Annotated in this window: 18 protein-coding genes, 3 tRNA genes and 1 pseudogene; 15 read left to right on the top strand and 7 right to left on the bottom strand. The window is 68.0% G+C overall.

Annotation, left to right across the window (positions count from 1 at the left end; genetic code table 11):
- The first annotated feature begins 67 nt into the window (after positions 1-67).
- A complete protein-coding gene (locus tag BG28_RS06030; protein ID WP_051501100.1) occupies positions 68-646 on the top strand; it encodes an ANTAR domain-containing response regulator in 579 nt (192 codons plus the stop codon).
- A 120-nt stretch (positions 647-766) separates the two neighbouring features.
- Here BG28_RS06030 and BG28_RS06025 read toward each other — a convergent pair whose 3' ends face one another.
- The 6 genes from BG28_RS06025 to BG28_RS06000 form a co-directional block, all read right to left on the bottom strand.
- Positions 767-1,951: an acetyl-CoA C-acetyltransferase gene (locus BG28_RS06025; RefSeq protein ID WP_036474896.1), complete on the bottom strand. Its 1,185-nt coding sequence runs from the start codon at positions 1,949-1,951 to the stop codon at positions 767-769.
- Positions 1,952-2,035: 84 nt separating this feature from the next.
- Positions 2,036-2,692, bottom strand: a complete 657-nt coding sequence (locus BG28_RS06020) for a CoA transferase subunit B (RefSeq protein WP_036474894.1) — start codon at positions 2,690-2,692, stop codon at positions 2,036-2,038.
- A gap of 7 nt (positions 2,693-2,699) precedes the next feature.
- Positions 2,700-3,482 carry a CoA transferase subunit A gene (locus BG28_RS06015; RefSeq protein ID WP_036474892.1) on the bottom strand — a complete coding sequence of 261 codons (783 nt, stop codon included), beginning with the start codon at positions 3,480-3,482 and terminating at the stop codon, positions 2,700-2,702.
- 86 nt (positions 3,483-3,568) lie between these two features.
- On the bottom strand, positions 3,569-4,366 hold the full coding sequence (locus BG28_RS06010) for a 3-hydroxybutyrate dehydrogenase (RefSeq protein WP_051501072.1): 798 nt from the start codon (positions 4,364-4,366) through the stop codon (positions 3,569-3,571).
- Positions 4,367-4,511: 145 nt separating this feature from the next.
- Positions 4,512-5,924, bottom strand: a complete 1,413-nt coding sequence (locus tag BG28_RS06005) for a GntP family permease (protein WP_036474890.1) — start codon at positions 5,922-5,924, stop codon at positions 4,512-4,514.
- 128 nt (positions 5,925-6,052) lie between these two features.
- The gene (locus BG28_RS06000; RefSeq protein ID WP_051501071.1) at positions 6,053-7,231 is read right to left on the bottom strand and encodes a CdaR family transcriptional regulator; all 1,179 of its coding nucleotides are present in this window, start codon (positions 7,229-7,231) and stop codon (positions 6,053-6,055) included.
- Positions 7,232-7,565: 334 nt separating this feature from the next.
- Between BG28_RS06000 and BG28_RS05995 the strand changes: the two genes are divergently transcribed.
- Entirely contained in the window at positions 7,566-8,939 is a 1,374-nt protein-coding gene (locus BG28_RS05995; protein WP_036474888.1) for a short-chain fatty acid transporter, read from the top strand.
- A gap of 41 nt (positions 8,940-8,980) precedes the next feature.
- Here BG28_RS05995 and BG28_RS05990 read toward each other — a convergent pair whose 3' ends face one another.
- A complete protein-coding gene (locus BG28_RS05990; protein WP_036474886.1) occupies positions 8,981-9,301 on the bottom strand; it encodes a CHY zinc finger protein in 321 nt (106 codons plus the stop codon).
- A gap of 203 nt (positions 9,302-9,504) precedes the next feature.
- Here BG28_RS05990 and ilvD point away from each other — a divergent pair, with 203 nt between their 5' ends.
- From ilvD to BG28_RS05925, 13 genes and pseudogenes are all read left to right on the top strand, one after another.
- The gene (gene ilvD, locus BG28_RS05985) at positions 9,505-11,286 is read left to right on the top strand and encodes a dihydroxy-acid dehydratase (RefSeq protein WP_084479503.1); all 1,782 of its coding nucleotides are present in this window, start codon (positions 9,505-9,507) and stop codon (positions 11,284-11,286) included.
- A 383-nt stretch (positions 11,287-11,669) separates the two neighbouring features.
- Positions 11,670-13,547 carry an acetolactate synthase large subunit gene (locus BG28_RS05980; RefSeq protein WP_036474884.1) on the top strand — a complete coding sequence of 626 codons (1,878 nt, stop codon included), beginning with the start codon at positions 11,670-11,672 and terminating at the stop codon, positions 13,545-13,547.
- A gap of 4 nt (positions 13,548-13,551) precedes the next feature.
- Positions 13,552-14,085, top strand: coding sequence for an acetolactate synthase small subunit (ilvN, locus tag BG28_RS05975; RefSeq protein ID WP_036474882.1), 534 nt, complete (start codon positions 13,552-13,554; stop codon positions 14,083-14,085).
- A gap of 54 nt (positions 14,086-14,139) precedes the next feature.
- Positions 14,140-15,165, top strand: a complete 1,026-nt coding sequence (gene ilvC, locus BG28_RS05970) for a ketol-acid reductoisomerase (RefSeq protein ID WP_036474881.1) — start codon at positions 14,140-14,142, stop codon at positions 15,163-15,165.
- Between the two features lie 99 nt (positions 15,166-15,264).
- On the top strand, positions 15,265-16,860 hold the full coding sequence (gene serA, locus BG28_RS05965) for a phosphoglycerate dehydrogenase (protein ID WP_036475061.1): 1,596 nt from the start codon (positions 15,265-15,267) through the stop codon (positions 16,858-16,860).
- A 121-nt stretch (positions 16,861-16,981) separates the two neighbouring features.
- Positions 16,982-18,592: a methionine--tRNA ligase gene (gene metG, locus BG28_RS05960; RefSeq protein WP_036474879.1), complete on the top strand. Its 1,611-nt coding sequence runs from the start codon at positions 16,982-16,984 to the stop codon at positions 18,590-18,592.
- Positions 18,593-18,708: 116 nt separating this feature from the next.
- A complete protein-coding gene (locus tag BG28_RS05955) occupies positions 18,709-19,782 on the top strand; it encodes a 3-isopropylmalate dehydrogenase (RefSeq protein ID WP_036474876.1) in 1,074 nt (357 codons plus the stop codon).
- Between the two features lie 93 nt (positions 19,783-19,875).
- The gene (locus tag BG28_RS05950) at positions 19,876-20,949 is read left to right on the top strand and encodes a branched-chain amino acid aminotransferase (RefSeq protein WP_036475058.1); all 1,074 of its coding nucleotides are present in this window, start codon (positions 19,876-19,878) and stop codon (positions 20,947-20,949) included.
- Positions 20,950-21,036: 87 nt separating this feature from the next.
- Positions 21,037-21,809 (top strand): annotated as a pseudogene (locus BG28_RS05945) (fumarylacetoacetate hydrolase family protein).
- A gap of 8 nt (positions 21,810-21,817) precedes the next feature.
- The gene (gltX, locus tag BG28_RS05940) at positions 21,818-23,353 is read left to right on the top strand and encodes a glutamate--tRNA ligase (protein WP_036474874.1); all 1,536 of its coding nucleotides are present in this window, start codon (positions 21,818-21,820) and stop codon (positions 23,351-23,353) included.
- A 122-nt stretch (positions 23,354-23,475) separates the two neighbouring features.
- Positions 23,476-23,547: transfer RNA gene (locus tag BG28_RS05935), tRNA-Gln, on the top strand.
- A 71-nt stretch (positions 23,548-23,618) separates the two neighbouring features.
- Positions 23,619-23,691: transfer RNA gene (locus BG28_RS05930), tRNA-Glu, on the top strand.
- A gap of 92 nt (positions 23,692-23,783) precedes the next feature.
- Positions 23,784-23,859, top strand: a tRNA-Glu gene (locus BG28_RS05925).
- Positions 23,860-23,929 lie beyond the last annotated feature (70 nt).

Genomic DNA, 23,929 nt, shown 5'->3' with positions numbered 1-23,929 from the left:
CCGCGCCGTCCCTGAGACGGCCGCTGCGCCGGCTGCCGAGGCGGAACGCGGCGCCGCGCCGCGCCGGGTGCTGGTCGCCGAGGACGAGACGCTCATCCGGCTCGACATCGTCGAAATCCTCACCGGCGCCGGCTACGACGTCGTCGGCGAGGCCGATAACGGCGAACGCGCCGTGGAGCTGGCCCGAGAGACCGAGCCTGACCTGGTGGTGATGGACGTGAAGATGCCCATCATGGACGGGATCACCGCGGCGCAGCTCATCGCGGAGGAGCGGATCGCCCCGGTGGTCATGCTGACCGCCTTCTCCCAGCGCGACCTGGTCGAATCGGCCCGCGAGGCCGGGGCCATGGCCTATGTGGTCAAGCCCTTCACCGAGAATGATCTGATCCCGGCGATCGAGGTCGCCATGGCGCGCTTCGACGAGATCCGCGCTCTGGAGGACGAGGTCACCTCGCTGGCGGACAAGTTCGAGACCCGCAAGCTGGTGGAGCGGGCCAAGTCCCTGCTCACCACCAAGATGGGACTCACCGAGCCGGAGGCCTTCCGCTGGATCCAGAAGACCTCGATGGACCGTCGGCTCTCGATGCGCGAGGTCGCCGAGACCGTGGTCGACCAGATGACGGACTCCCCGCCCTACCTCAAGTAACCGCTTCCCCACCTCCCGTTGAGGGGCTGATTCTCCGAGTATCTGAGGCTGTTTTCGGCCTCAACTGTTCGGAGAATCAGCCCCTCAACGCGTGGGTCACGAGGTGAGGAAACGCGTGGGTCACACGGTGAGGATCAGGGCGTCGCCCTGGCCTCCGCCACCACACAGGCCTGCGGCTCCGGTGCCGCCGCCACGGCGGGACAGCTCCAGAGCGAGGTGGAGCACCAGGCGCGCCCCGGACATCCCGACCGGGTGCCCCAGCGCGATGGCGCCGCCGTTGACGTTGAGCTTCTCCTGGGCGAGGCCCAGCTGTTTGGCCGAGGCGACGCCCACAGCCGCGAAGGCCTCATTGATCTCCACCAGATCCAGCGACTCCGGGCTGATGCCCTGCTTGCGGCAGGCCTCGGCGATGGCGTTCGCCGGCTGCAGCTGCAGCGAGGAGTCCGGGCCCGCCACCATGCCGTAGGCGCCGATCTCCGCCAGGGGAGTGAGCCCGAGTTCCCGGGCCTTCTCCGGGGTGGTCACGATGACCGCACAGGCACCATCTGAGATCTGCGAGGCTGAGGCAGCCGTGATCGTGCCCTGCTTGTGGAAGGCGGGGCGCAGCGTGCTCAGCGATTCGGCCGTGGTGCCGGCCCGGATGCCCTCGTCGCGGCTGACCGTGGTGGGCTCCCCCTTGCGCTGGGGCACCTGAACGGGGGTGACCTCGTCGTCGAAGACTCCGTTCTCCCAGGCCTGAGCGGCGCGTTCATGGGAGAGCGCGGCAAGCTGATCCTGCTCCTGCCGGGAGACCTCCACCTCTGCGGTGTTGCAGGACTCGGTCAGGGCGCCCATGTTCTGCGCGGTCGCCTGGTCGAAGAGCGCGTCATAGGCCATCGAGTCCACCAGGGAGGTATCCCCGAAGCTGAAGCCCTTACGGGATCCCGGCAACAGGTGGGGCGCATTGGACATCGATTCCATGCCGCCGGCGACCACCAGCTCACACTCGCCCGCGCGGATCAGCTGATCGGCATAGGCGATGGCGCTGAGTCCGGAGAGACAGACCTTGTTGACCGTGATCGCTGGCACATGGCCCGGGATCTCGGCGCCCAAGGCGGCGGTGCGGGCCGGGTTCTGTCCGGCTCCGGCCTGAATCACCTGTCCCATGATCACGTAGTCGACCTGATCCGGGCGGACCCCGGTCTTTTCAAGCGCGCTGCTGATCGCGGCCGAGCCGAGCTGGGCTGCGGTGAGTGAGGAGAGCCCGCCCATCAGCTTGCCGATGGGGGTGCGGCTGCCTCCGAGGATCACGGAACCGGGTGTCATAGGTGCTCCTTCATGTTCAAGACGAGTCAAGGGTGTTCTGGACCACACATATCATGTGCGGCGCCTCAGTGGATGTGCGGTGCCTCAGTGCAGTTCGACGCCGGTGGCTTCGCGCACCTGCTCCGCGCTCACCCCCGGTGCGGTCTCCACCAGCCGCATGCGCGGTTCGGCCTCGGTGCCCACGACGTCGATGACGGCCAGGTCGGTGATGATCCGGTTCACCACGGACTTCCCGGTCAGCGGCAGGGTGCAGGCCGGCAGGATCTTCGGCGAGCCGTCCTTGGCCACATGGTCCATCAGGCAGATGACCCGCTCCGCGCCGTGGACCAGGTCCATGGCGCCGCCCATGCCCTTGACCATCTTGCCGGGCACCATCCAGTTGGCGAGGTCGCCGTTCTCGGCGACCTGCATGCCGCCCAGGACGGCGACGTCGATCTTGCCGCCGCGGATCATCCCGAAGCTGGTGGAGGAGTCGAAGAACGACGCCCCGGGAAGCAGGGTGACGGTCTCCTTGCCGGCGTTGATCAGGTCCGGGTCCACGGCGTCTTCGGTGGGGTAGGGGCCCACTCCGAGGATGCCGTTCTCGGACTGGAGCACCACGGTGCGCTCGGCCGGGATGTGGTTCGGGATCAGGGTGGGCATGCCGATGCCCAGGTTCACATAGGCGCCGTCGGGGAGCTCCTCGGCGGCGCGGGCGGCCATCTGCTCGCGGGTCCAGCCCGCGTGGGTCTCGGTGGTCATGACGCGATCACTCCTTCTCGTCGCTGCGCACGGTGCGCTTCTCGATGGGCTTGTCGATCTCAGGCCCGACCTCCACGATCCGGTGCACGAAGACCCCGGGCAGGTGCACGGCGTCGGGATCGATCTCTCCGGGCTCGACGAGCTCCTCCACCTGGGCGATGCAGACCCGACCCGCCATCGCGGCGTCGGGGCTGAACTGCCGGGCGGCCTTGTTGAACACCAGGTTGCCGTGCCGGTCACCGCGCTGGGCGTGGATGAGGGAGTAGTCGGTGACGATCGATTCTTCCAGGACGAACTCGAGGGCTCGACCGTCATGGACGGTGAAGGGCCGGACCTCCTTGGGCGCGGACTGCTTCGCCACGCCGCCGGAGCCGTCGTAGGTCATCGGGATGCCGCCCTCGGCGACCTGGGTGCCCACTCCGGAGCGGGTGTAGAACGCCGGGATCCCGGCGCCGCCGGCACGCATCTTCTCTGCAAGAGTGCCCTGCGGGACGAGCTCCAGCTCGAGCTCGCCCTCCAGGTACTGCCGGGCGAACTCCTTGTTCTCTCCGACATAGGAAGAGGTCATCTTCGCGATCCGGCGCGCCGCCAGCAGCACGCCCAGGCCCCAGCCGTCCACGCCGCAGTTGTTGGACGCCACGGAGAGTCCGGAGGCGCCCTGCTCAAGCAGCGCCTCGATGAGCTGGATCGGATTGCCGGAGAGGCCGAAGCCTCCCACGGCGAGCGAGGCGCCGTCGGGGATGTCGGCCACGGCCTCGGCGGCGGTGGTCACGGTCTTGTCGATGGTCATGGGCCCTCCTCAGGGTTTCACGGACTCAGGGACTGCTGTGGACTCGGGCTCAGGAACTGCTGGGAACTCTCGGCGCGATCAGCTGATCAGCTCGCGCTCCAGCCGCCGTCCATGGCGTAGGACGTGCCGGTCACCATACCGGCCGGGTCGGAGGCCAGCCAGAGGGCGAGGGAGGCGACCTCCTCGGGCTCCACCAGCCGCTTCACAGCGGATTCGGTGAGCATGATCTGCTCGACCACCTGGTCCTCGGCGATGCCGTGGATGCGGGCCTGGTCTGCGATCTGCTTCTCCACCAGAGGGGTGCGCACATAGGCGGGGTTGAGGCAGTTGGAGGTCACCCCGTGCTCGGCGCCCTCCAGGGCGGTGACCTTGGAGAGGCCTTCCAGGGCATGCTTGGCGCTCACGTAGGCGGACTTGAACGGGCTGGCCCGCAGTCCATGGACCGAGGAGATGTTGAGGATCCGGCCGAAGCCGCGGGCGTACATGCCAGGAAGTGCCGCGCGGATCAGCAGGAACGGGGACTCCACCATCAGCCGGTGCATGAGCCGCCATGCCTCGGGGTCGAACTCGTGCAGCGGAGCGACCCGCTGGATGCCGGCGTTGTTGACCAGGATGTCGGCCTCGTGGATCCCGGTCTCGGCGCTGAGCTCCTGAAGCGCCGTGGTCTCGGAGAGATCCACCGTCCATGAGCTGCCGCCGATCTCTGCTGCCAGGGCTTCGGCGGCTGCGCCGTCGCGGTCACACACCGTCACCTGCGCACCGGCGGCGGCGAAGGCCCGCACGCAGGCCGCCCCGATGCCGGAGGCACCGCCGGTGACGACGGCGCGGCGGCCGGTCAGTGCGCCGGCCGGGATGGGCGAGCTGCGAGGGGAGTGCGGGTCCATGATGCTCCTTCTTCAAGGGGTGAGGATTCAAACGGGGTGTCCCGGGTGGGCTGGGTGAGCTGAGTGAGCTGGGTGTGCCGGTTGTGCCGGGGGACTGCAGAGAGGCTGCAGGGAGACTTCGGAGGGGGCCAGCTCACCCCGTGGATCAGAACCCGCCCACGGCCGAGACCAGAGCGATCAGCGCCACGACGACCAGCACCGGGATGACCAGTGTGACCATGGCGATGTCCTTATAGGACTGACGGTGGGTGAGGCCACAGACGATCAGCAGCGTGACCACGGCGCCCGAGTGGGGCAGCGTGTCCAGGCCGCCGGCGGCCATGGCGGTCAGCCGGTGCATCATCTCCAGGCTGATGCCCTCGGCCTCGGCCATGGCGCGCAGGTCCGCGCCCAGGGCGTTGAGCGCGATGGTCATGCCGCCGGAGGAGGAGCCGGTGAGCCCGGCGGTGATCGAGGTGGTGACCACGGAGGTCACCAGTGCGTTGGCGCCCATGCCGAAGACCGAGTCGCGGACCACGGCGAAGGCGGCCACCGAGGCGACGACGGCGCCGTAGCCGACCTCGGAGGCGGTGGAGAAGATCGGCAGCATGGAACGCTTGACGCCGTCGTTGAATCCGACCTTCAGCGTGCTCCACTGACCGAAGTTCATCGCGATGATCAGCGCGATGGCGCTCACGATGCCCACCAGCACGGCCCACAGGCCGGCGCGGGTGTCGTAGCTGATGGCTCCGAAGGTGTCCTCCTGCAGATAGGACCAGTCCAGGGCCGGGAAGATCAACAGGGTGCAGGCGAAGTTCACCGCGAAGACGGTCAGCAGCGGCAGGAAGGGGACCAGGCGGTTGGGCGGGGCGATCGTGGTGGTGACCGAGGAGCCGTCGTCGGAGGATCCTCCGATGACCTTCTTGGACTCCGCGGACTCGAAGGACTCACCCTTGGAGATCAAGCTGCGCCGGCGGTGCTCCAGCCACAGCAGGCCCAAGCCGAAGATCAGGGTCCCGCCGAGGACGCCCACCCCCGGTCCGGCCCATGCGCCGGTGCCGAAGAACTGCCCGGGAATGATGTTCTGGACCTGCGGGGAACCGGGCAGGGCGGTCATGGTGAAGGTGAAGATTCCCAGGGCGATGGTGCCGGGGATCAGCCGGCGCGGGATGTCAGCGACACGGAACAGCTCGCGGGCCAGCGGATACATCACGAACGCGACCACGAAGAGGCTGATCCCGCCGTAGGTCATCAGTGCGGAGGTGATCACCGTGGCGGCGATCGCTCTGCGGCTGCCGATCCAGCCGGTCACGGTGCGCGCGATCGACTCGGCGTATCCGGTCACGGTCATCAGCACCCCGAAGATCGCCCCGGTCAGGAAGATCGGGAACCAGCTGCCCACGAAGCCGGCCATCGCCGGCATGAACACCTCGGTGTAGGAGGCCAGGATCGGGGCCCCGGAGAACAGCACACAGACGACAGCGGAGATGGGAGCCGCGAGGATCACCGGCACGCCGCGATAGGCGAGGGTGATGAGCAGCAGCAGGGACACGATGATGCCAACGATGCCCAGGATCATGGAGGTCTCCTCAAGGAGGGTGGTGAGCGTGTGACGACCGTCTCGGCGTCAACGTTCAGCATGCGTGCCCCGATGTGACCTGCGCTACATTCTTTCGTTCAACAGTGCAGCGGTTATTTAGTAGCTGGCTACGAACGCGTCCAGCGGGGGAGGGCGCCCCGACGGGCGGCGAGCACCCAGGACAGCTCGATGAGGGTGTCGAGGTCTCCGAGGTCCGCACCGGTGATCTCCTGGAACCTCTGCAGCCGGTAGCGCAGCGTGTTGACGTGCACCGGGATGCTGTGGGCGGCCCGCGGGATGTTCATCCTGTGATGCAGGTAGGCCTCCACGGCCTCGAGCACATGCTCGCCGAACACTCCGGCCTCGACCAGCGGCTGCAGGTGGCGTTCCTGCAGCAGCGCGGTGACCTCCGGGCTGGCATGGACTCCCGCCCGCCAGGAGAGACGCTCCAGATCCACCACACCGGTCTGTCCCACGGCCGCGGCTGCGCGCAGCGCAGTGGAGGCGGACTCGAAGGATCGAGGCAGCTCCTCCAGGCTCACCGCCGGGCCGAGCCCGACGGTCAGCCGCTCCGGCTCCGCACTCAGCGGCGGCTCACCGATGAGGATGCCCACCAGCATGCCGGCGCGCACCGCGGTGAGCACCCGCAGTCCAGCCTGTTCGGCCCATTCCTGGAGCCGCCGCTGGCGTTCGAGGTCTGCCTCAGGCTGTGATTCTGCGGCCAGCGCGCACAGCGGGGCGGCGGTGGGGACGTCGTAGAGGGCGGCGCCGCGGGCCAGCTCGGTCGGCTCCAGCTGGGTGGCCACGGCCTCGCCGATCCAGGCCGCTCGCCGGGTGGAGTCGGCCAGGGCTCGCGAGACGTCCCGGTCTTGGTAGAGCAGCACCGCCCGGGCGGAGAACACGTCCCCCAGCTCCCACAGCAGGGTGGAGGAGGCCAGGACCTGATCTGCCGGGATGCCGTGGTCCGGGGCGTGGTCCAGCATCCGGTGCAGGATCACCGACATGCAGGCTCGGAAGCCGGCGAGCACGCTGCCCACGGGCACGCCCTGGGCGTGCCGCTCCGAGGCCAGGGCGTCGGCTTCGGCGACGTCGTCGTGGCAGGGTTCGAAGCCGGCGCGGATGGTGCGGATGCTCAGTGCGATGTTGCGCCGCACGGAGGCTTCCAGGGCGGCGGTGGGAACGTCCATGTAGCCGGGCACCGTGGCGCGGATGGTGTGGATGGTCTGCTCGAGGATGCCGCCGTCCGCCTCGAGGGCGGCCAGCAGCTGGTCCCAGGCGGCCTCGGCGGGACGCTGCTCCGCTGTCATGTGGCTCACCATACCGGCTGCCCCGCGTGACTCCCGCGTCACTCTCGCACCACTTTCACGTCGCTCTCGTGTCCCTCTGGCCTCAGCGCCCAGCGCGACCCGGCCTGGCCTGCATCGTCTGCCGGTGATTTGCATCGCGTGGTGATGTGAGTCACATTGGGGTGCGGCGGGGGCCTTGTGGCTCCCGTGTTCTGCGTAATCGACCTGAAGGAGCTCAGCTGATGGCTGTCCGGTATTCCTCTGCCACTGAAGCGATGCATGAACGCTTGTTCGAGGGCATCACCCTCGTTCTCGGAGCGTCCGGCCGCACCCGCATTCCCGCGGGGCGTGACGCATGACCGCTACACGGCAGGACGCCGCAGGCAACAGCGCCGTTCTCGGCAGGGTGATGCGACCGCTGAACTCCCTGGTGGAGAAGCTGATCCCCTCGGCCCTGGTCTTCGCGATCGCACTGACCTTCATCGTGGGTGCTCTGGCGCTGATCTTCACCGACGCCGGCCCGATCCAGGTCGTCGAGGAATGGGGCATCGGCCTTGCCGGGCTGCTGGAGTTCATCACCCAGATGGCCCTCATCCTCTTCCTGGGCTACATCCTGGCCAACACGAGACCAGCCCGAAAGCTGCTGCGCCGCCTGGCCACAGTCCCCAGAACAGCGATCCAGGCCTACCTGTTCGTGTTCCTGATCGCCGCCCTGGCAAGCCTGATCACCTGGGGCCTGGGACTGGTGGTCGGTGGCCTGCTGGCGCGCGAAGTTGCTCACGTCTTCCGCGAACGCCAGATCCCGGTGCACTTCCCCATGCTGGTGGCCTCAGGGTTCTCCGGATTCGTGGTCTGGCATATGGGCTACTCCGCCTCGGGGCCGCTGACCGCAGCCACCCCCGACTCCTTCGTGGCAGAACAGCTGGGCGCTCCGCTTCCCGTGGGGGAGACCATCTTCTCCACCTGGAACATCATTGCCTGCATCGTCACCATCGCGGTGGTCGCCTTGGCCCTCTACCTGGTGGCGCCTCGGGACAGCTCCACGGTGGTCCCGCTGAAAGTGGACGCCCGCGAGGTCGACGTAGAAATCGACGACGCCGTCGAGACCCCGGCGGATCGTGTGGACGCCTCCCGCATTCCCACCCTGCTCATCGGGCTGATGCTGGTGGCCTATCTGATCATCCACTTCAGCGGCGGCGGCTCCCTGACGTTGGACGTGGTCAACTGGAGCTTCCTCGGGCTGATCATGCTGTTGGTCCGCAGCCCCTTCGAGCTGATCGCGCTGACCAAGCAGGCCGCCTCGAATGTGGGCGAGATCCTGCTGCAGTTCCCGCTGTATGCGGGCATCCTGGGCATCATGGCCGGCACCGGGCTGATGACCGTCATCTCAGAGGCTTTCGTGGCGATCTCCACTGCGCAGACGTTCGCGCTGTTCGCGTTCCTCTCCGCCGGACTGGTGAACTTCTTCGTGCCCTCCGGCGGCGGGCAGATCGCGGTGCAGGCCCCGATCCTGCTCGAGGCGGCAGAGACGCTCAGCGTGGACCCCGCCATCGCCATCATGGCTGTGGCCTATGGAGACCAGTGGACGAACATGATTCAGCCGTTCTGGGCGCTCCCGCTGCTGGCCATCGCTGGGCTGAAGATGCGCGACATCCTCAGCTACACCACGATCGTGCTCATCGCCTCCGGCATCGTCTTCGGCGCAACCCTGCTCATCGTCTCGATGTGATCGGCCTGAAGCGAGCAGCCGCGGGGCTGTCGCTGGGCGCCTCAGAGCTCGAAGTAGAACTCGTGGTGCGTCGCGCAGCCGGGATTGAACTCCGCCCCGCAGTGCGCGCAGGCCTCCGCCACGAGGTACTCCGCGATGCTGAACCGGGTGCGGCAGACCCCGCAGAGCAGCGCGTGCTCCTCCCGGCGCGCCCGCGGCCAGCGGCTGATCTCATGCGTTTCGGCCTCCTGGTGGCAGCGCAGGCAGGGATACCAGCGGTCGCAGCAGAAGAACCGGATCGCGACGACGTCGCGCGGCCCGGCGTAGTGCCGGCAGCGCGTCTGATCATCCACCGCGGCCCCGCGGATCGCAGGCTCATCCATGTCCCCGAGGCTAACCCACCCCAAACCGTTGAGGGGCGGATTCTCCGAGCATTTCATGCGGATTTTGGCCCAAACTAGTCGGAGAATCAGCCCCTCAACGCTGGGTGGTCAGCCCCTCAACGCTGGGTGGCGGAATTCTGCATCGTGAGACAGGCGGCGGTGCGCGTGCGCCGGGACACGTCGGCAGGCATAGAATCCAGAGCATGGCTGAGCACACCGCAGAGACCCCCGAGAACACTCCTGACATCGTCGAGGGCGCGGCGCCCTTCACCCCGCCCAAGGCGGTCACCGGACCCTCGATTCCGGAGAAGCCCCGCAGCTGGGAGGTCACCGACGGCTACACCCGCGCCCCGGCGCGCGGGATGCTGCGCGCGGTAGGCATGGGCGACGACGACTTCGGCAAGGCCCAGATCGGGATCGCCAGCTCCTGGAACGAGATCACCCCCTGCAACCTCTCACTGGACCGCCTGGCCAAGGCCTCCAAGGAGGGTGTCCACGCCGGCGGCGGATACCCGCTGGAGTTCGGCACCATCTCGGTCTCCGACGGCATCTCCATGGGCCATGAAGGCATGCACTACTCGCTGGTCTCCCGCGAGGTCATCGCCGACTCGGTGGAGACCGTCATCCAGGCCGAGCGGCTCGACGGCTCGGTGCTGCTCGCCGGCTGCGACAAGTCCCTGCCCGGCATGCTCATGGCCGCGGCCCGGCTGAACCTCTCCAGCGTGTTCCTCTACGCCGGCTCGATCATGCCCGGCGTGGCCCGCTTCGCCGACGGCACCGAGAAGGAGGTCACCCTGATCGACGCCTTCGAAGGTGTCGGCGCCTGTGCCCGCGGCACCATCAGCGAGGCCGACCTCGACGTCATCGAACGCGCCATCTGCCCCGGCGAAGGCGCCTGCGGCGGCATGTACACCGCCAACACCATGGCCTGCATCGGTGAGGCGCTGGGCATGTCGCTCCCCGGCTCCGCCGCGCCGCCCTCGGCCGACCGCCGCCGCGACCACTACGCGCATAAGTCCGGCGAGGCCGTGGTGGAGCTGCTGCGCCAGGGCATCACCACCGCGGACATCCTCACCAAGAAGGCCTTTGAGAACGCGATCGCGGTGACCATGGCCTTCGGCGGCTCCACCAACGCGGTGCTGCACCTGCTCGCCATCGCCCGCGAGGCCGGGGTGGAGCTCGAGCTCGAGGACTTCAACCGGATCGGCGACAAGGTCCCGCACCTCGGGGACCTCAAGCCCTTCGGCCAGTACGTGATGGCCGACGTCGACCGGGTCGGGGGAGTGCCGGTGGTCATGCGCGCCCTGCTCGACGCCGGCCTGATCCACGGCGACGCGCTCACCGTGACCGGCAAGACCGTCGCGGAGAACCTGGCGACGATCAACCCGCCGGACATCGACGGCAAGATCATCCGCGCCCTGAACAACCCGATGCACCCCAACGGCGGCATCGCGGTGCTGCATGGCTCGCTGGCCCCCGAGGGCGCGGTGGTGAAGTCCGCGGGCTTCGACGCCGAGGTCTTCGAGGGCACCGCCCGGGTCTTCGAGCGCGAGCAGCAGGCGCTCAAGGCCCTGGAGGAGGGCCGGATCCAGGCGGGCGACGTCGTCGTCATCCGCTATGAAGGCCCCAAGGGCGGACCGGGCATGCGCGAGATGCTCGCCATCACCGGAGCCATCAAGGGCGCCGGGCTGGGCAAGGACGTGTTGCTGATCACCGACGGTCGCTTCTCCGGAGGCACCACCGGGCTGTGCATCGGGCATATCGCCCCCGAGGCCGTGGACGGCGGGCCGATCGCCTTCGTCGCCGACGGGGACCTCATCCGGGTCGACATCGCCGGGCGCAGCATCGAGCTCGTGGTGGACGCCGCCGAACTCGCCACCCGCCAGCAGGACTGGACCCCGCTGCCGCCGTTCATCACCACCGGGGTGCTCGGGAAATACGCCAAGCTGGTCCGCTCCGCCGCCGAGGGCGCCTACTGCGGCTGAGCCGGTGAGCATCAGCGCCGGTCACCGGCGGCGCCGCCCACCAGCAGCGTCGGCAGACCGGATTTCCACCATGTGAGACGGGCATCCGGGATGTTGACACGGATCACAGGCCAGGGAAGCATGGATGCCATGCGTCAACTACTAGCGGTCGTACCCGTATCCGCCGCCGGGGGACATGTGAAGTGATTCACAGGCCCCAGGTCGGCCGCTCGTCCGCCTCACAGGAGGCGGCCGAATGGTTGAACTGGAGCTGACGCATCCGCTCACCCCGGCAGAAGGCCCCACAGGCTTCTCAGCCGGGGTTTTCTCTTGACCGGAGTGGATCCACCACGGATCAGAGACTTCTTGGATCAGCAATTCGGGAACCAGAGACTGAGGAAAAGATGAGCAATCTGACAGCCACGACCCCAGCGATGCTGGCGTCGAAAGCATCCAGCAGCGCCGCTGGGATCTCCCCGGACCCCCGCATCTACGGCCCGGGCCGCACCGTGGAACCGGTAGCGGTCACCGGCGCGGAATCGATCATCCGCAGCCTTGAGTCGCTGGGTGTCACCGACGTCTTCGGCATCCCCGGCGGCACCATCCTGCCGACCTATGACCCGCTGATGGACTCCGAGCAGATCAACCACATCCTGGTGCGCCATGAGCAGGGCGGCGGCCACGCCGCCCAGGGCTACGCGATGGTCACCGGCGAGGTGGGCGTCTGCTTCGCCACCTCCGGGCCCGGGGCGACGAACCTGGTCACCCCGATGGCCGACGCCCATATGGACTCCGTGCCGATGGTCGCGATCACCGGTCAGGTCAACGCCGCGGTGATCGGCACCGACGCGTTCCAGGAGGCCGACATCGTCGGGATCGCCACCCCGATCACCAAGCACTCCTACCTGGTCACCGACGCCGACCAGATCCCCCGGGTGATGGCCGAGGCCTTCCACCTGGCCTCCACCGGCCGGCCCGGCCCGGTGCTGGTGGACATCACCAAGTCCGCCCAGGTCGCGCAGACCACCTTCGCCTGGCCGCCGAAGATCGAGCTCAACGGCTACCGCCCGGTGACCCGCGGGCATTCCAAGCAGATCCGCGAGGCCGCGAAGCTGATCCAGGGCGCCTCGCGTCCGGTGTTCTACATCGGCGGCGGCATGATCAAGGCCGAGGCTTCCGAGGAGTTCTACAGGCTGGCCGAGACCGTCGGGGCTCCGGTGGTCAACACGCTGATGGCACGCGGCGCGTTCCCGGACTCACACGAGCAGAATCTGGGCATGCCCGGGATGCACGGCACGGTCTCCGCCGTCGCCGCGCTGCAGCGCTCGGATCTGCTGATCACCCTCGGCGCGCGCTTCGATGACCGGGTCACCGGGCAGCTCGAGAGCTTCGCCCCGGACGCCAAGGTCATCCACGCCGACATCGACCCGGCGGAGATCTCGAAGAACCGGACGGCCGATGTGCCGATCGTCGGCTCGCTCAAGGAGATCGTGCCCGAGCTGACCGTCGCCTTCGACACGCTGGTGGCCAAGCACGGCCGCACCGACATCAGCGGCTGGTGGAAGCAGCTCAACCGCTTCCGCGAGACCTACCCGCTGGGCTACACCACCCCGGAGGACGGCAAGATCGCTCCGCAGCAGGTGATCGAGAAGATCAACCAGGCCGCCGGACCCGAAGCGGTCTACGTCGCCGGCGTGGGCCAGCACCAGATGTGGTCCTCGCAGTTCGTGAAGTACGAGCGTCCCCGGCAGTGGCTGAACTCCGGCGGACTCGGCACCATGGGCTACGCGGTGCCTGCCGCCATGGGCGCCCAGGTGGGCAACCCGGACCGGGTGGTCTGGGCGATCGACGGCGACGGCTGCTTCCAGATGACCAACCAGGAGCTCGCCACCTGCGCGATCAACAAGATCCCGATCAAGGTCGCGGTGATCAACAACTCCTCCCTGGGCATGGTGCGCCAATGGCAGACCCTGTTCTACGAGTCCCGGTACTCCAACACCCATCTCAACACCTCGGTCTCGGACTCCGGCGGGGAGATCGTGCGGATCCCCGACTTCCTCAAGCTCGCCGAGGCCTACGGCTGCGCGGGGCTGCGCTGCGAGCGTCCCGAGGACATCGACGCCGTGATCGCCGAGGCGATGGCGATCAACGACCGCCCGGTGGTGGTGGACTTCGTGGTCTCCCGTGATTCGATGGTCTGGCCGATGGTCCCTGCAGGGGTCTCCAACAGCGACATCCAGTTCGCGCAAAACCTGACCCCGCAGTGGGACGAGGAGGACTAAGAGCATGGGCACACATGACATCATCGCGCCGGAGCAGCGCCGCACGCTCTCGGTCCTGGTCGAGGACGTCCCCGGCGTGCTGACCAAGGTCTCCGGGCTCTTCGCCCGCCGCGCATTCAACATCCACTCTCTGGCGGTGGGTCCCTCCGAGCTGCCCGGCCTGAGCCGGATCACCGTGGTGGTCGACGCCGACTCGAAGCTGCTGGAGCAGATCACCAAACAGCTGAACAAGCTGATCAATGTCATCAAGATCATCGAGCTGGCACCGGAGAACTCGGTCCAGCGCGAACACCTGCTGATCAAGGTGAAGGCTGACTCGCCCACCCGTCTGCAGGTCACCCAGGCCGTCGAGCTCTTCCGCGCCAAGATCGTGGACGTCTCCGTGGACTCACTCACTGTTGAGGCCACCGGCGCACCTGACAAGCTTAATGCTCTGCTCGAGGTCCTGGAGCCCTTCGGAGTGCGCGAGATCGTGCGCTCCGGCGGACTCGCGATCTCCCGCGGCTCGAAGTCCATGACCGACCGAGCGCTGCGCTGACCACCTGAGAACCCCTGACCTGTCAATCAATCCCCACCATGAGGAGCCCTCACTGTGACTGATCTCTATTACGACGACGACGCCGACCTGTCCGTGCTCAGCGGCAAGAAGGTCGCTGTCATCGGCTACGGATCCCAGGGCCATGCCCACGCGCTGTCCCTGCGCGACTCAGGCGTCGACGTCGTCGTCGGTCTGAAGGCAGACTCCAGCTCCAAGGCCAAGGCCGAGGAGCAGGGCCTGACCGTGAAGACCGTGGCCGAGGCCTCCGCCGAGGCCGACGTCATCATGATCCTGGTCCCGGACCAGCACCAGGCCGCGGTCTACTCCGCCGAGATCGCCCCGCACCTGGTGCCGGGCAACGTGCTGCTGTTCTCCCACGGCTTCAACATCCGCTTCGGCTACATCGAAGCGCCCACCGAGGTCGGCGTCGCGATGGTCGCCCCGAAGGGACCGGGCCACGTGGTCCGTCGCGAGTACGAGGCCGGCCGCGGCGTGCCCGCCCTGATCGCCGTGGAGCAGGACCCCTCCGGCGAGGCCAAGTCGATCGCGCTGGCCTACGCCAAGGGCATCGGCGGCACCCGCGCCGGCGTCATCGAGACCACCTTCACCGAAGAGACCGAGACCGACCTCTTCGGTGAGCAGGCTGTTCTCTGCGGCGGCGCCTCCCAGCTGGTGCAGTACGGCTTCGAGACCCTCACCGAGGCCGGCTACAAGCCCGAGATCGCCTACTTCGAGGTGCTCCACGAGCTGAAGCTGATCGTGGACCTGATGGTCGAGGGCGGCCTGACCAAGCAGCGCTGGTCGATCTCCGACACCGCCGAGTTCGGCGACTACGTCTCCGGCCCCCGGGTGATCTCCCCGGAGGTCAAGGAGAACATGAAGGCCGTGCTCGCCGACATCCAGTCCGGAGCCTTCGCCAAGCGCTTCATGGATGACCAGCGCGACGGCGGCAGTGAGTTCAACGAGCTGCGCAAGAAGAACGAGTCGCACCCGATCGAGTCCACCGGTCGCGAGCTGCGCAAGCTCTTCTCCTGGATCCCGCAGGACGATGACTACACCGAGGGCACCACCGCTCGATGAGTGATCACGGTGAGCGGGGCGGGCCGTGACACGGCCCGCCCCGCTCACCGTCTTCGCGTGACCACCCGAACCACGAAGCGCCAGCAGAAGAAGGACATTGTGAGCACTCACCGCCCCGTCGTCGTACTTGCCGAAGAACTCTCACCCGCCACCGTCGAGGCACTGGGACCGGACTTTGAGATCCGCCAGTCCGACGGAACCGATCGCGAGCGGCTCTTCGCCGACCTCGCCGACGCCGAGGCCATCATGGTGCGCTCGGCCACCCAGGTCGACGCCGAGGTGCTCTCCCACGCCAAGAAGCTCAAGGTCGTGGCCCGGGCCGGGGTGGGACTGGACAACGTCGACATCAAGGCCGCCACCGCGGCCGGCGTGATGGTCGTCAACGCCCCGACCTCGAACATCACCTCCGCTGCGGAGCTCACCTGCGCCCACATCCTGGGCCTGGCCCGGCACATCTCCCCGGCCCATCAGGCGCTGCGCGACGGCGCCTGGAAGCGCTCGAGGTACTCCGGCGTGGAGCTCGCCGAGAAGACCCTCGGCGTGATCGGTCTGGGCCGGATCGGCGGTCTCGTGGCCGAGCGGATGAAGGCCTTCGACATGGAGATCATCGCCTACGACCCCTACGTCACCTCCGCCCGGGCCCACCAGCTCGGCGCTCAGCTGGTCACCTTGGAGGAGCTCTACGCGAAGTCCGACGTGATCACTATCCACATGCCCAAGACCCCCGAGACCTTAGGCATGCTCAACACCGCGGCCTTCGCGAAGATGAAGGACACCGCCTTCGTGGTCAACGTCGCCCGCGGCGGGTTGATCGACGAGGCCGACCTGGAGCAGGCCCTGGCCGAGGGCACCATCGGCGGCGCCGCAGTCGACGTCTTCGCCACCGAGCCCTCCACCGACCTGCCCTTCTTCACCCGGGAGAACGTGGTGGTCACCCCGCACCTGGGCGCCTCCACCGCCGAGGCCCAGGAGAAGGCCGGAGTCTCCGTGGCGAAGTCGGTGCGCCTGGCCCTGGCCGGCGAGCTGGTCCCGGACGCGGTCAATGTCGCCGGCGGCGCCATCGACGAGCTGGTCCGCCCCGGCATCCCGCTGGTCGAGAAGCTCGGCCGGATCCTCAACGCCCTGGCCACCGACGCCTTCACCGATATCGAGACCGAGGCCGCCGGTGAGATCGCCGAGCTCGACGTCTCCGCGCTGCAGCTCGCAGCGCTCAAGGGCCTGTTCACCGACGTGGTCTCGGAGCAGGTGTCCTACGTCAACGCCCCGGTGCTCGCCGAGCAGCGCGGAGTCTCCACCCGGCTGACCACCACCACCGAGGTGGAGGACTACCGCAACGCGCTCACCGTGCGCGGCGCCACCAGCTCCGGGACCAACCTGGAGGTCCGCGGCACGCTCACCGGGCCCAAGCAGATCCAGAAGATCGTCGGGATCAACGGCTACGACCTGGAGATCGCGCTCACCGAGCATCTGGTGGTGCTCGAATACGCCGACCGCCCCGGCGTGGTCGGCGCCCTCGGCCGGATCCTGGGGGAGCACCAGGTCAACATCGCCGGCATGCAGGTCTCGCAGAACACCAAGGAGGGCCGCGCGCTGGCCGTGCTCGCCATCGACGCCGCGCTGCCCGCCGGGGTGCTCGACGCGATCAACTCCGAGGTCCAGGCCAACCTGGCCGCCGAGGTGGACCTCGAGGACTGAGCTGCGCGGTTCTCACCCGGTGCAGGTCTGCGGCCCAGACCTGCACCGGGCACCCGCCCAGACCTGCACCGGGCACCCGCCCAGACCTGCACCGGGCATCCACGTGGGGTAAATTCCTAGGGTGACTTCTTCCAAGCCCCCGTTCTACATCACCACGGCGATCCATTACCCCAATGGAGAACCGCATATCGGCCACGCCTACGAGGTCATCGCCTCCGATGTGATGGCGCGCTTCAAGCGCCTCGATGGACACGAGACCTACTTCCTCACCGGCACCGATGAGCACGGGCAGAAGATGCAGCAGACCGCGCAGAGCCTCGGGCTCTCCACCCGGGAGCTCGCCGATCGCAATGCGGCCGTGTTCCAGGCCATGGACGACGAGGTCGCCGGGATCTCCTATGACCGGTTCATCCGCACCACGGACGAGGATCACTACGCGGCCTCCACCGCCATCTGGCGGCGCATGGTCGAGGCCGGGGACATCTACCTGGACAAGTACGCCGGGTGGTACTCGGTGCGTGACGAGCGGTTCTACTCCGAGGACGAGACCGAGCTCGACGCGGCAGGGGAGCGCCTCGCCGCCGAGACCCAGACCCCGGTGACCTGGACCGAAGAAGAGTCCTACTTCTTCCGGCTCTCGAAGTACCAGCAGCCGCTGCTCGACTTCTTCCGCGACAACCCGAGCTTCGGTGCGCCGCGAAGCCGGTTCAACGAGGTCATCCGATTCGTCGAGGGCGGGCTGGAGGATCTCGCGATCTCCCGGACCACCTTCGACTGGGGCGTCCCGGTGCCCAAGGATCTCACCGCGGATCAGACCAGCCTGGACCACGTGATGTACGTCTGGGTGGACGCGCTGACCAACTACCTCACCGGCGTCGGGTTCCCCGACACCGAGTCCGAGAGCTTCGCGAAGTTCTGGCCCGCCGACGTTCATGTCATCGGCAAGGACATCTCCCGGTTCCACTGCATCTTCTGGCCGGCGTTCCTGATGAGCGCGCAGCTCGAGCTGCCCAAGCGGGTGATGATCCACGGCTTCCTGAACAACGCCGGGGAGAAGATGTCCAAGTCCGTGGGCAACGTGGTGGCCCCCGCCGACTGGGTCGCCGAATACGGGCTCGACGCCGTCCGGTTCTTCCTGCTGCGAGAGTTCCCCTTCGGCGCCGACGGCTCCTACACCCATGAGGCCGTGGTCGGCCGGAAGAACTCCGACCTGGCGAACAACCTGGGCAACCTCGCGCAGCGCTCGCTCTCGATGATCGCGAAGAACTGCGAGGAGAAGGTCCCGCAGCCCGGCGAGCGCACCGCCGCCGACCGCCGGATCCTGGCCCAGGCCGATGAGCTGCTGGAGATCAGCCGGGAGGCCTATGACCAGCAGGACTTCCACCGCGCACTGGAGCGGACCTGGTTCGTCCTGGGCGAGGCCAACGCGTACTTCGCCGAGCAGGAGCCCTGGAAGCTCAAGAAGACCGACCTCTCGAGGATGAACACGGTGCTCTTCGTGACCGCGGAGGTCCTGCGCAAGGTCGCGCTGCTCGCCCAGCCGGTGATGCCGGAGTCGGCCACGCAGCTGCTGGACGCGCTGAACGTCGAGGCAGGAGGCGACGCCGGGAGGACCAACGACTCCGGGACCGGCCCGCGCAGCTTCGAGGCCTTCCACGCCGAGCTCGTCCCAGGCACCGTGCTGGCCAAGCCCACCCCGATCTTCCCCCGCCATGAGGAGAAGACCGACTGAGCCGGGGCTGATCCCCGGCCTGGCTGGCCTGGACTGCCATGCCGGGGCGGTCTCAGATGCTGAGAGGCCGTGGCGCAGTTCCCATCCCTGCGATGCCCAGCACATAGAGTGACGCTATGGCTGAGAACACATTTGACATCGCAGTAATCGGCGGCGACGGCATCGGACCAGAGGTGGTCGCCGAGGCCCGGAAGGTGCTCGACGCCGCCCTGGCCTCCGAGAGCGCCGAGTTCACCTACACGGAGTATTCCCTGGGTGCTGAGCACTGGCTCACCACCGGGGAGACCCTCACCGAAGAGACCCTGCAGGCGCTGCGCGGGCACGACGCGATCCTCTTCGGCGCCGTCGGCGCGGATCCGCTGGACACCCGGGTGCCCTCGGGGATCATCGAGCGCGAACTGCTGCTGGGCCTGCGGTTCAACCTCGACCACTGCGTGAACCTGCGCCCCACCCGCTCCTACCCCGGGGTGGTCTCCCCGCTGCGCGGGGTGGACGAGGCGAACCCGATCGACTTCCTCGTGGTCCGGGAGGGCACCGAGGGTCCCTACGCCGGCAACGGCGGACTGCTGCGCCGCGGCACCGACGCGGAGATCGCGACCGAGGTCTCGGTCAACACCGCCTATGGCGTGCGCCGCGTGGTCGAGGACGCCTTCCACCGCGCCCAGGCCCGGGACAAGCACCTGACCCTGGTGCACAAGAACAACGTGCTCACCTATTCCGGTGACCTCTGGACCCGGACCACGGCGGCCGTGGCCGAGTCCTTCCCCGAGGTCCGCTGGGACTACCTGCACGTCGACGCCGCCACCATCCACATGGTCAGCAACCCGCAGCGCTTCGACGTGATCGTCACCGACAACCTCTTCGGCGATATCCTCACCGACCTGGCCCCGGCCATCACCGGCGGCATCGGCCTCGCGGCCTCGGCCTCGATCAACACCGCCGGCACCGCCCCGTCGATGTTCGAACCCGTTCACGGCTCCGCTCCGGACATCGCCGGCAAGGCGATCGCCGATCCCACCGCGGCCGTGCTCTCCGCGGTGTTGATGCTCGATCACCTGGGTCTCGGCGATGCCGCGGCCCGCGTGGAGACCGCAGTCCATGCCCAGCTGAACCAGTGGGCGCAGGACGGCGCCTCCGGGCTGAGCACCAGCCAGCGCGGCGACGCCTTCGTGGCGCGGCTCAACCGCTGACACCTGCCGGGCGCCGGGGGCCGGTCTCGTAGAGTAGGGCACGAGACTCGTATCCGCCGGGCGCATCTGCCCGTGCACATCCGAAAGGTCACCATGACGTTCCATCACACCCCCCATCCGACGCCCACCACAGCCGATCGGCTGAAGGAGATCCTGGCGAACCCGGGATTCGGGACCCACTTCACCGATCACACCTCGGTGATCGACTGGACCTCAGAGAACGGTTGGGACAACGCCCGGGTGGAGCCCTACGGGCCGATCTCCCTGGACCCCGCCGCCGCGGTGCTGCACTACGCCCAGGAGATCTTCGAAGGCATGAAGGCCTACCGCCACTCCGACGGCGGGATCTACAGCTTCCGCCCGCTGGAGAACGCCAGGCGGCTCAATCGCTCGGCCGTGCGCATGGCGCTGCCCGAGCTCCCCGAGGAGCTCTTCATCGAATCCCTCGAGGCGCTGGTCGCGACCGATCAGGACTGGGTCCCCAACGGCGACGGCGAGGCGCTCTACCTGCGGCCCTTCATGTTCGCCTCCGAGGCCTTCCTCGGGGTCCGGCCGGCCAAGGCCGTGTCCTACCGGGTGATCGCCTCCCCGGCCGGGAACTACTTCGGCGGCGAGCTCAAGCCGGTGCGCATCTGGGTTTCCCGGGACTACATCCGCGCCGCACCCGGCGGGACCGGCGCGGCGAAGACCGGCGGCAACTACGCCGGCTCCCTGGCCGCCCAGCAGCAGGCCACCGCCAAGGGCTGCGACCAGGTGCTCTTCCTGGACCCGCTGCGCGAGAACGCCATCGAGGAGCTCGGCGGCATGAACGTCTTCCTGGTGACCGCCGACAACCGGCTCATCACCCCGGCGCTGACCGGCACGATCCTGGAGGGCATCACCCGCGCCTCGGTGATCCAGCTGGCCAAGGACCGCGGGATGGAGGTCGAAGAGCGCCAGGTCACCCTGGAGGAGTGGGACGCCGGGATCACCGACGGCAGCATCACCGAAGCCTTCGCCTGCGGCACCGCCGCCGTGATCACCCCGATCGGGGAGCTGCTCGACGGCGAGCGCAGCATCGCCTCCGCCGGGACCGGGGAGACCACCCTGGCGCTGCGCGAGGAGCTGCTGGGCATCCAGACCGGCGCGGTCGAGGATCGTCACGGCTGGATGCACCGCCTGGCCTGAGCGGCCGCGCAGCATCCGCAGCGCTGAACCGCAGGACAACTGAACAGCTGAAGAACGTGCAATGCGCGTGGGCGATAGAGTTGGCCCATGCGCATTGCACGTTTTGTCACCGACGCCGAACCCTCCTACGGTCTTGTCACCGGGGGAGAGGGCGAAGAAACCATCATCCAGCTCAACGGAGACCCCTTCTATCAGGGGATCCAGCAGACCGAGACCACCCATCGCCTGGAAGACGTCCGGCTGGTCGCCCCGATCATCCCGCGCTCGAAGGTGATCGGCGTGGGCCGCAACTACGCCGACCACGTCAAGGAGATGGGCAGCGAGACCCCGGTCTCCCCGCTGCTGTTCCTGATCCCCAACACCGCCGTGGTGGGACCCAACGAGCCGGTCACGCTGCCCTCCTTCTCCGAGGAGATCAGCTACGAGACCGAGCTCGCCGTCGTCATCGGGCGCATCTGTAAGGACGTGCCGGTGGATCGGGTCGAGGAGGTCATCTTCGGCTACACCGTGGCCAACGACCTCACCGCCCGCGACGCCCAGCGCACCGACGGCCAGTGGGCCCGGGCCAAGGGCTTCGACGGCTCCACCCCGCTGGGCCCCTGGATCGAGACCGACCTCGAGCCCGAAGGCTCCGGATCTCCGGGCGGCTCAACGGCGAGACCGTTCAGGACGGCTCGACCTCCGAGATGATCTTCGGTGTGGCCGAGCTCATCGCCTACATCTCCCAGGCCTTCACCCTGCTCCCGGGCGACGTGATCCTCACCGGCACCCCGGCCGGCGTCGGACTGCTGCGCGCCGGAGACCGCTTCGAGGCGGACATCGAAGGCATCGGCACACTCGTCAACCACTTCAGGAACTGATTCCCCCTATGACTGCCACAGCTGCACCGTCCACCGAGATCCCCGCCGTGGACCCTTCCACCCCGGTCCGGGTCCGGTTCTGCCCCTCACCCACCGGCACCCCGCACGTCGGGCTGATCCGCACCGCCTTGTTCAACTGGGCCTACGCCCGGCACACCGGCGGCAAGATGGTCTTCCGGATCGAAGACACCGACACCGCCCGGGACTCCGAGGAGTCCTACCAGCAGCTGCTGGAGGCGTTGCGCTGGCTCGGGATCGACTGGGACGAAGGCGCCGAGACCGGCGGCCCGCACGCGCCCTACCGACAGTCCCAGCGCGGCGAGTTCTACGCCGAGGTGCTGGCGAAGCTGCTGGACGCCGGATTCATCTACGAGGCCTTCTCCACCCCCGAGGAGGTCGAGGCCCGCCATGTCTCCGCCGGCCGGGACCCGAAGCTGGGCTACGACGGCTTCGACCGGACGTTGAGCCAGGAACAGATCGCCGCCTACCGGGCCGAGGGTCGCGAACCGGTGCTGCGCTTCCGGATGCCCGATGCGGACATCAGCTTCACCGACGTCGTGCGCGGGGAGATCACCTTCGGCGCCGGCTCCACCCCGGACTTCGTGGTGGCCCGCGCCAACGGCCAGCCGCTCTACACCCTGGTCAACCCGGTGGACGACGCCGCCATGGAGATCACCCACGTGCTGCGCGGCGAGGACCTGCTCTCCTCCACCCCGCGCCAGGTGGCGCTCTACCGGGCGCTGCACGCGATCGGCGTGGCCAAGCACATGCCGGTCTTCGGCCACCTGCCCTATGTGATGGGGGAGGGCAATAAGAAGCTCTCGAAGCGGGACCCGGAGTCGAACCTGTTCCACCACCGGGACCGCGGCTTCATCCCCGAGGGACTGCTGAACTACCTGGCTCTGCTGGGCTGGTCGCTCTCGGCCGAGGAGGACATCTTCACCGTGGAGCAGCTCATCGAGCACTTCGACGTCACCAACGTGCTGGCGAACCCGGCGCGCTTCGACGTGAAGAAGGCCGAGGCGATCAACGGCACCCATATCCGCCGCCTGGAGGCCACCGACTTCCGCGACCGGCTGGTGCCCTACCTGCAGGCCAGGGGCCTGCTGGGTGAGCAGCTGACGCCGGCACAGGCCGCTGTACTCGACGGCGCGGCCCCGCTGGTCCAGGAGCGCATCGCGCTGCTCGACGAGGGCGCTGACATGATGGCGTTCCTGTTCACCGAGGACGCCGAGCTGGCCATCGAGGACAAGGCCTTCAGCGGACTCGGTGATCAGGTCTTCGAGACCCTCGACGCCTCCATCGCGGCGCTGAGCGAGATCGAGGAGCCCCGGTGGAACACCGAGGTGATCGAGTCTGCGCTGCGCGAGGCGCTGCTGGAGGGGCTCGCGCTCAAGCCCCGGAAGGCCTTCGGCTCGGTGCGCTCGGCGATCTCCGGACGCCGGGTCTCCCCGCCCCTGTTCGAGTCCATGGAGCTGCTGGGACGCGAGTCCTCGCTGAGCCGGCTGCGCCGGTTCCGCGAACTCTTCGCCGCTCGCGGCTGATCCCCGCCACGCCCCGGTGGCGCCCGGCTCATTTTGTGCTTGGGCGCCACCAGTGTGTATAGTTATCTCCCGTTGCTCGGCGTGAAAATCTTGCCGGTGCGACCGCGTTGACAAGCAAATATTGGGCTATGGTGTAATTGGCAACACAGCGGTTTCTGGTACCGTCGTTCTAGGTTCGAGTCCTAGTAGCCCAGCGAAGACCCGCATGTGGTCTTTAACACAGCATGACCGGCCCTCGGCGACGGGGGCCAAAGCTATGAAATCCGGCCCCATCGTATAGCGGCCTAGTACGCTGCCCTCTCACGGCGGTAACGCGGGTTCGAATCCCGCTGGGGTCACGGTCGTAGGACCCCCGAGCTCCTCGGAGCCCGGGGGACCTATATTCCACAGCGCAGGACCCTCCCGTTCTTCGGGAGGCATAACTCGATAAGGCCCCATCGTATAGCGGCCTAGTACGCTGCCCTCTCACGGCGGTAACGCGGGTTCGAATCCCGCTGGGGTCACCACAGGTGACAAAAGAAGCGCCCGGTCCTCCAAGGACCGGGCGCTTCTTCTTTCCCCCCCCCCCGTTGAGGG

The organism is Nesterenkonia sp. AN1 (assembly GCF_000582475.1).
Taxonomy (GTDB): Bacteria; Actinomycetota; Actinomycetes; order Actinomycetales; family Micrococcaceae; genus Nesterenkonia; species Nesterenkonia aurantiaca.
The sequence above is the reverse complement of the archived record's forward strand: the minus strand, read 5'-3'. Positions and strand labels throughout refer to the sequence as shown.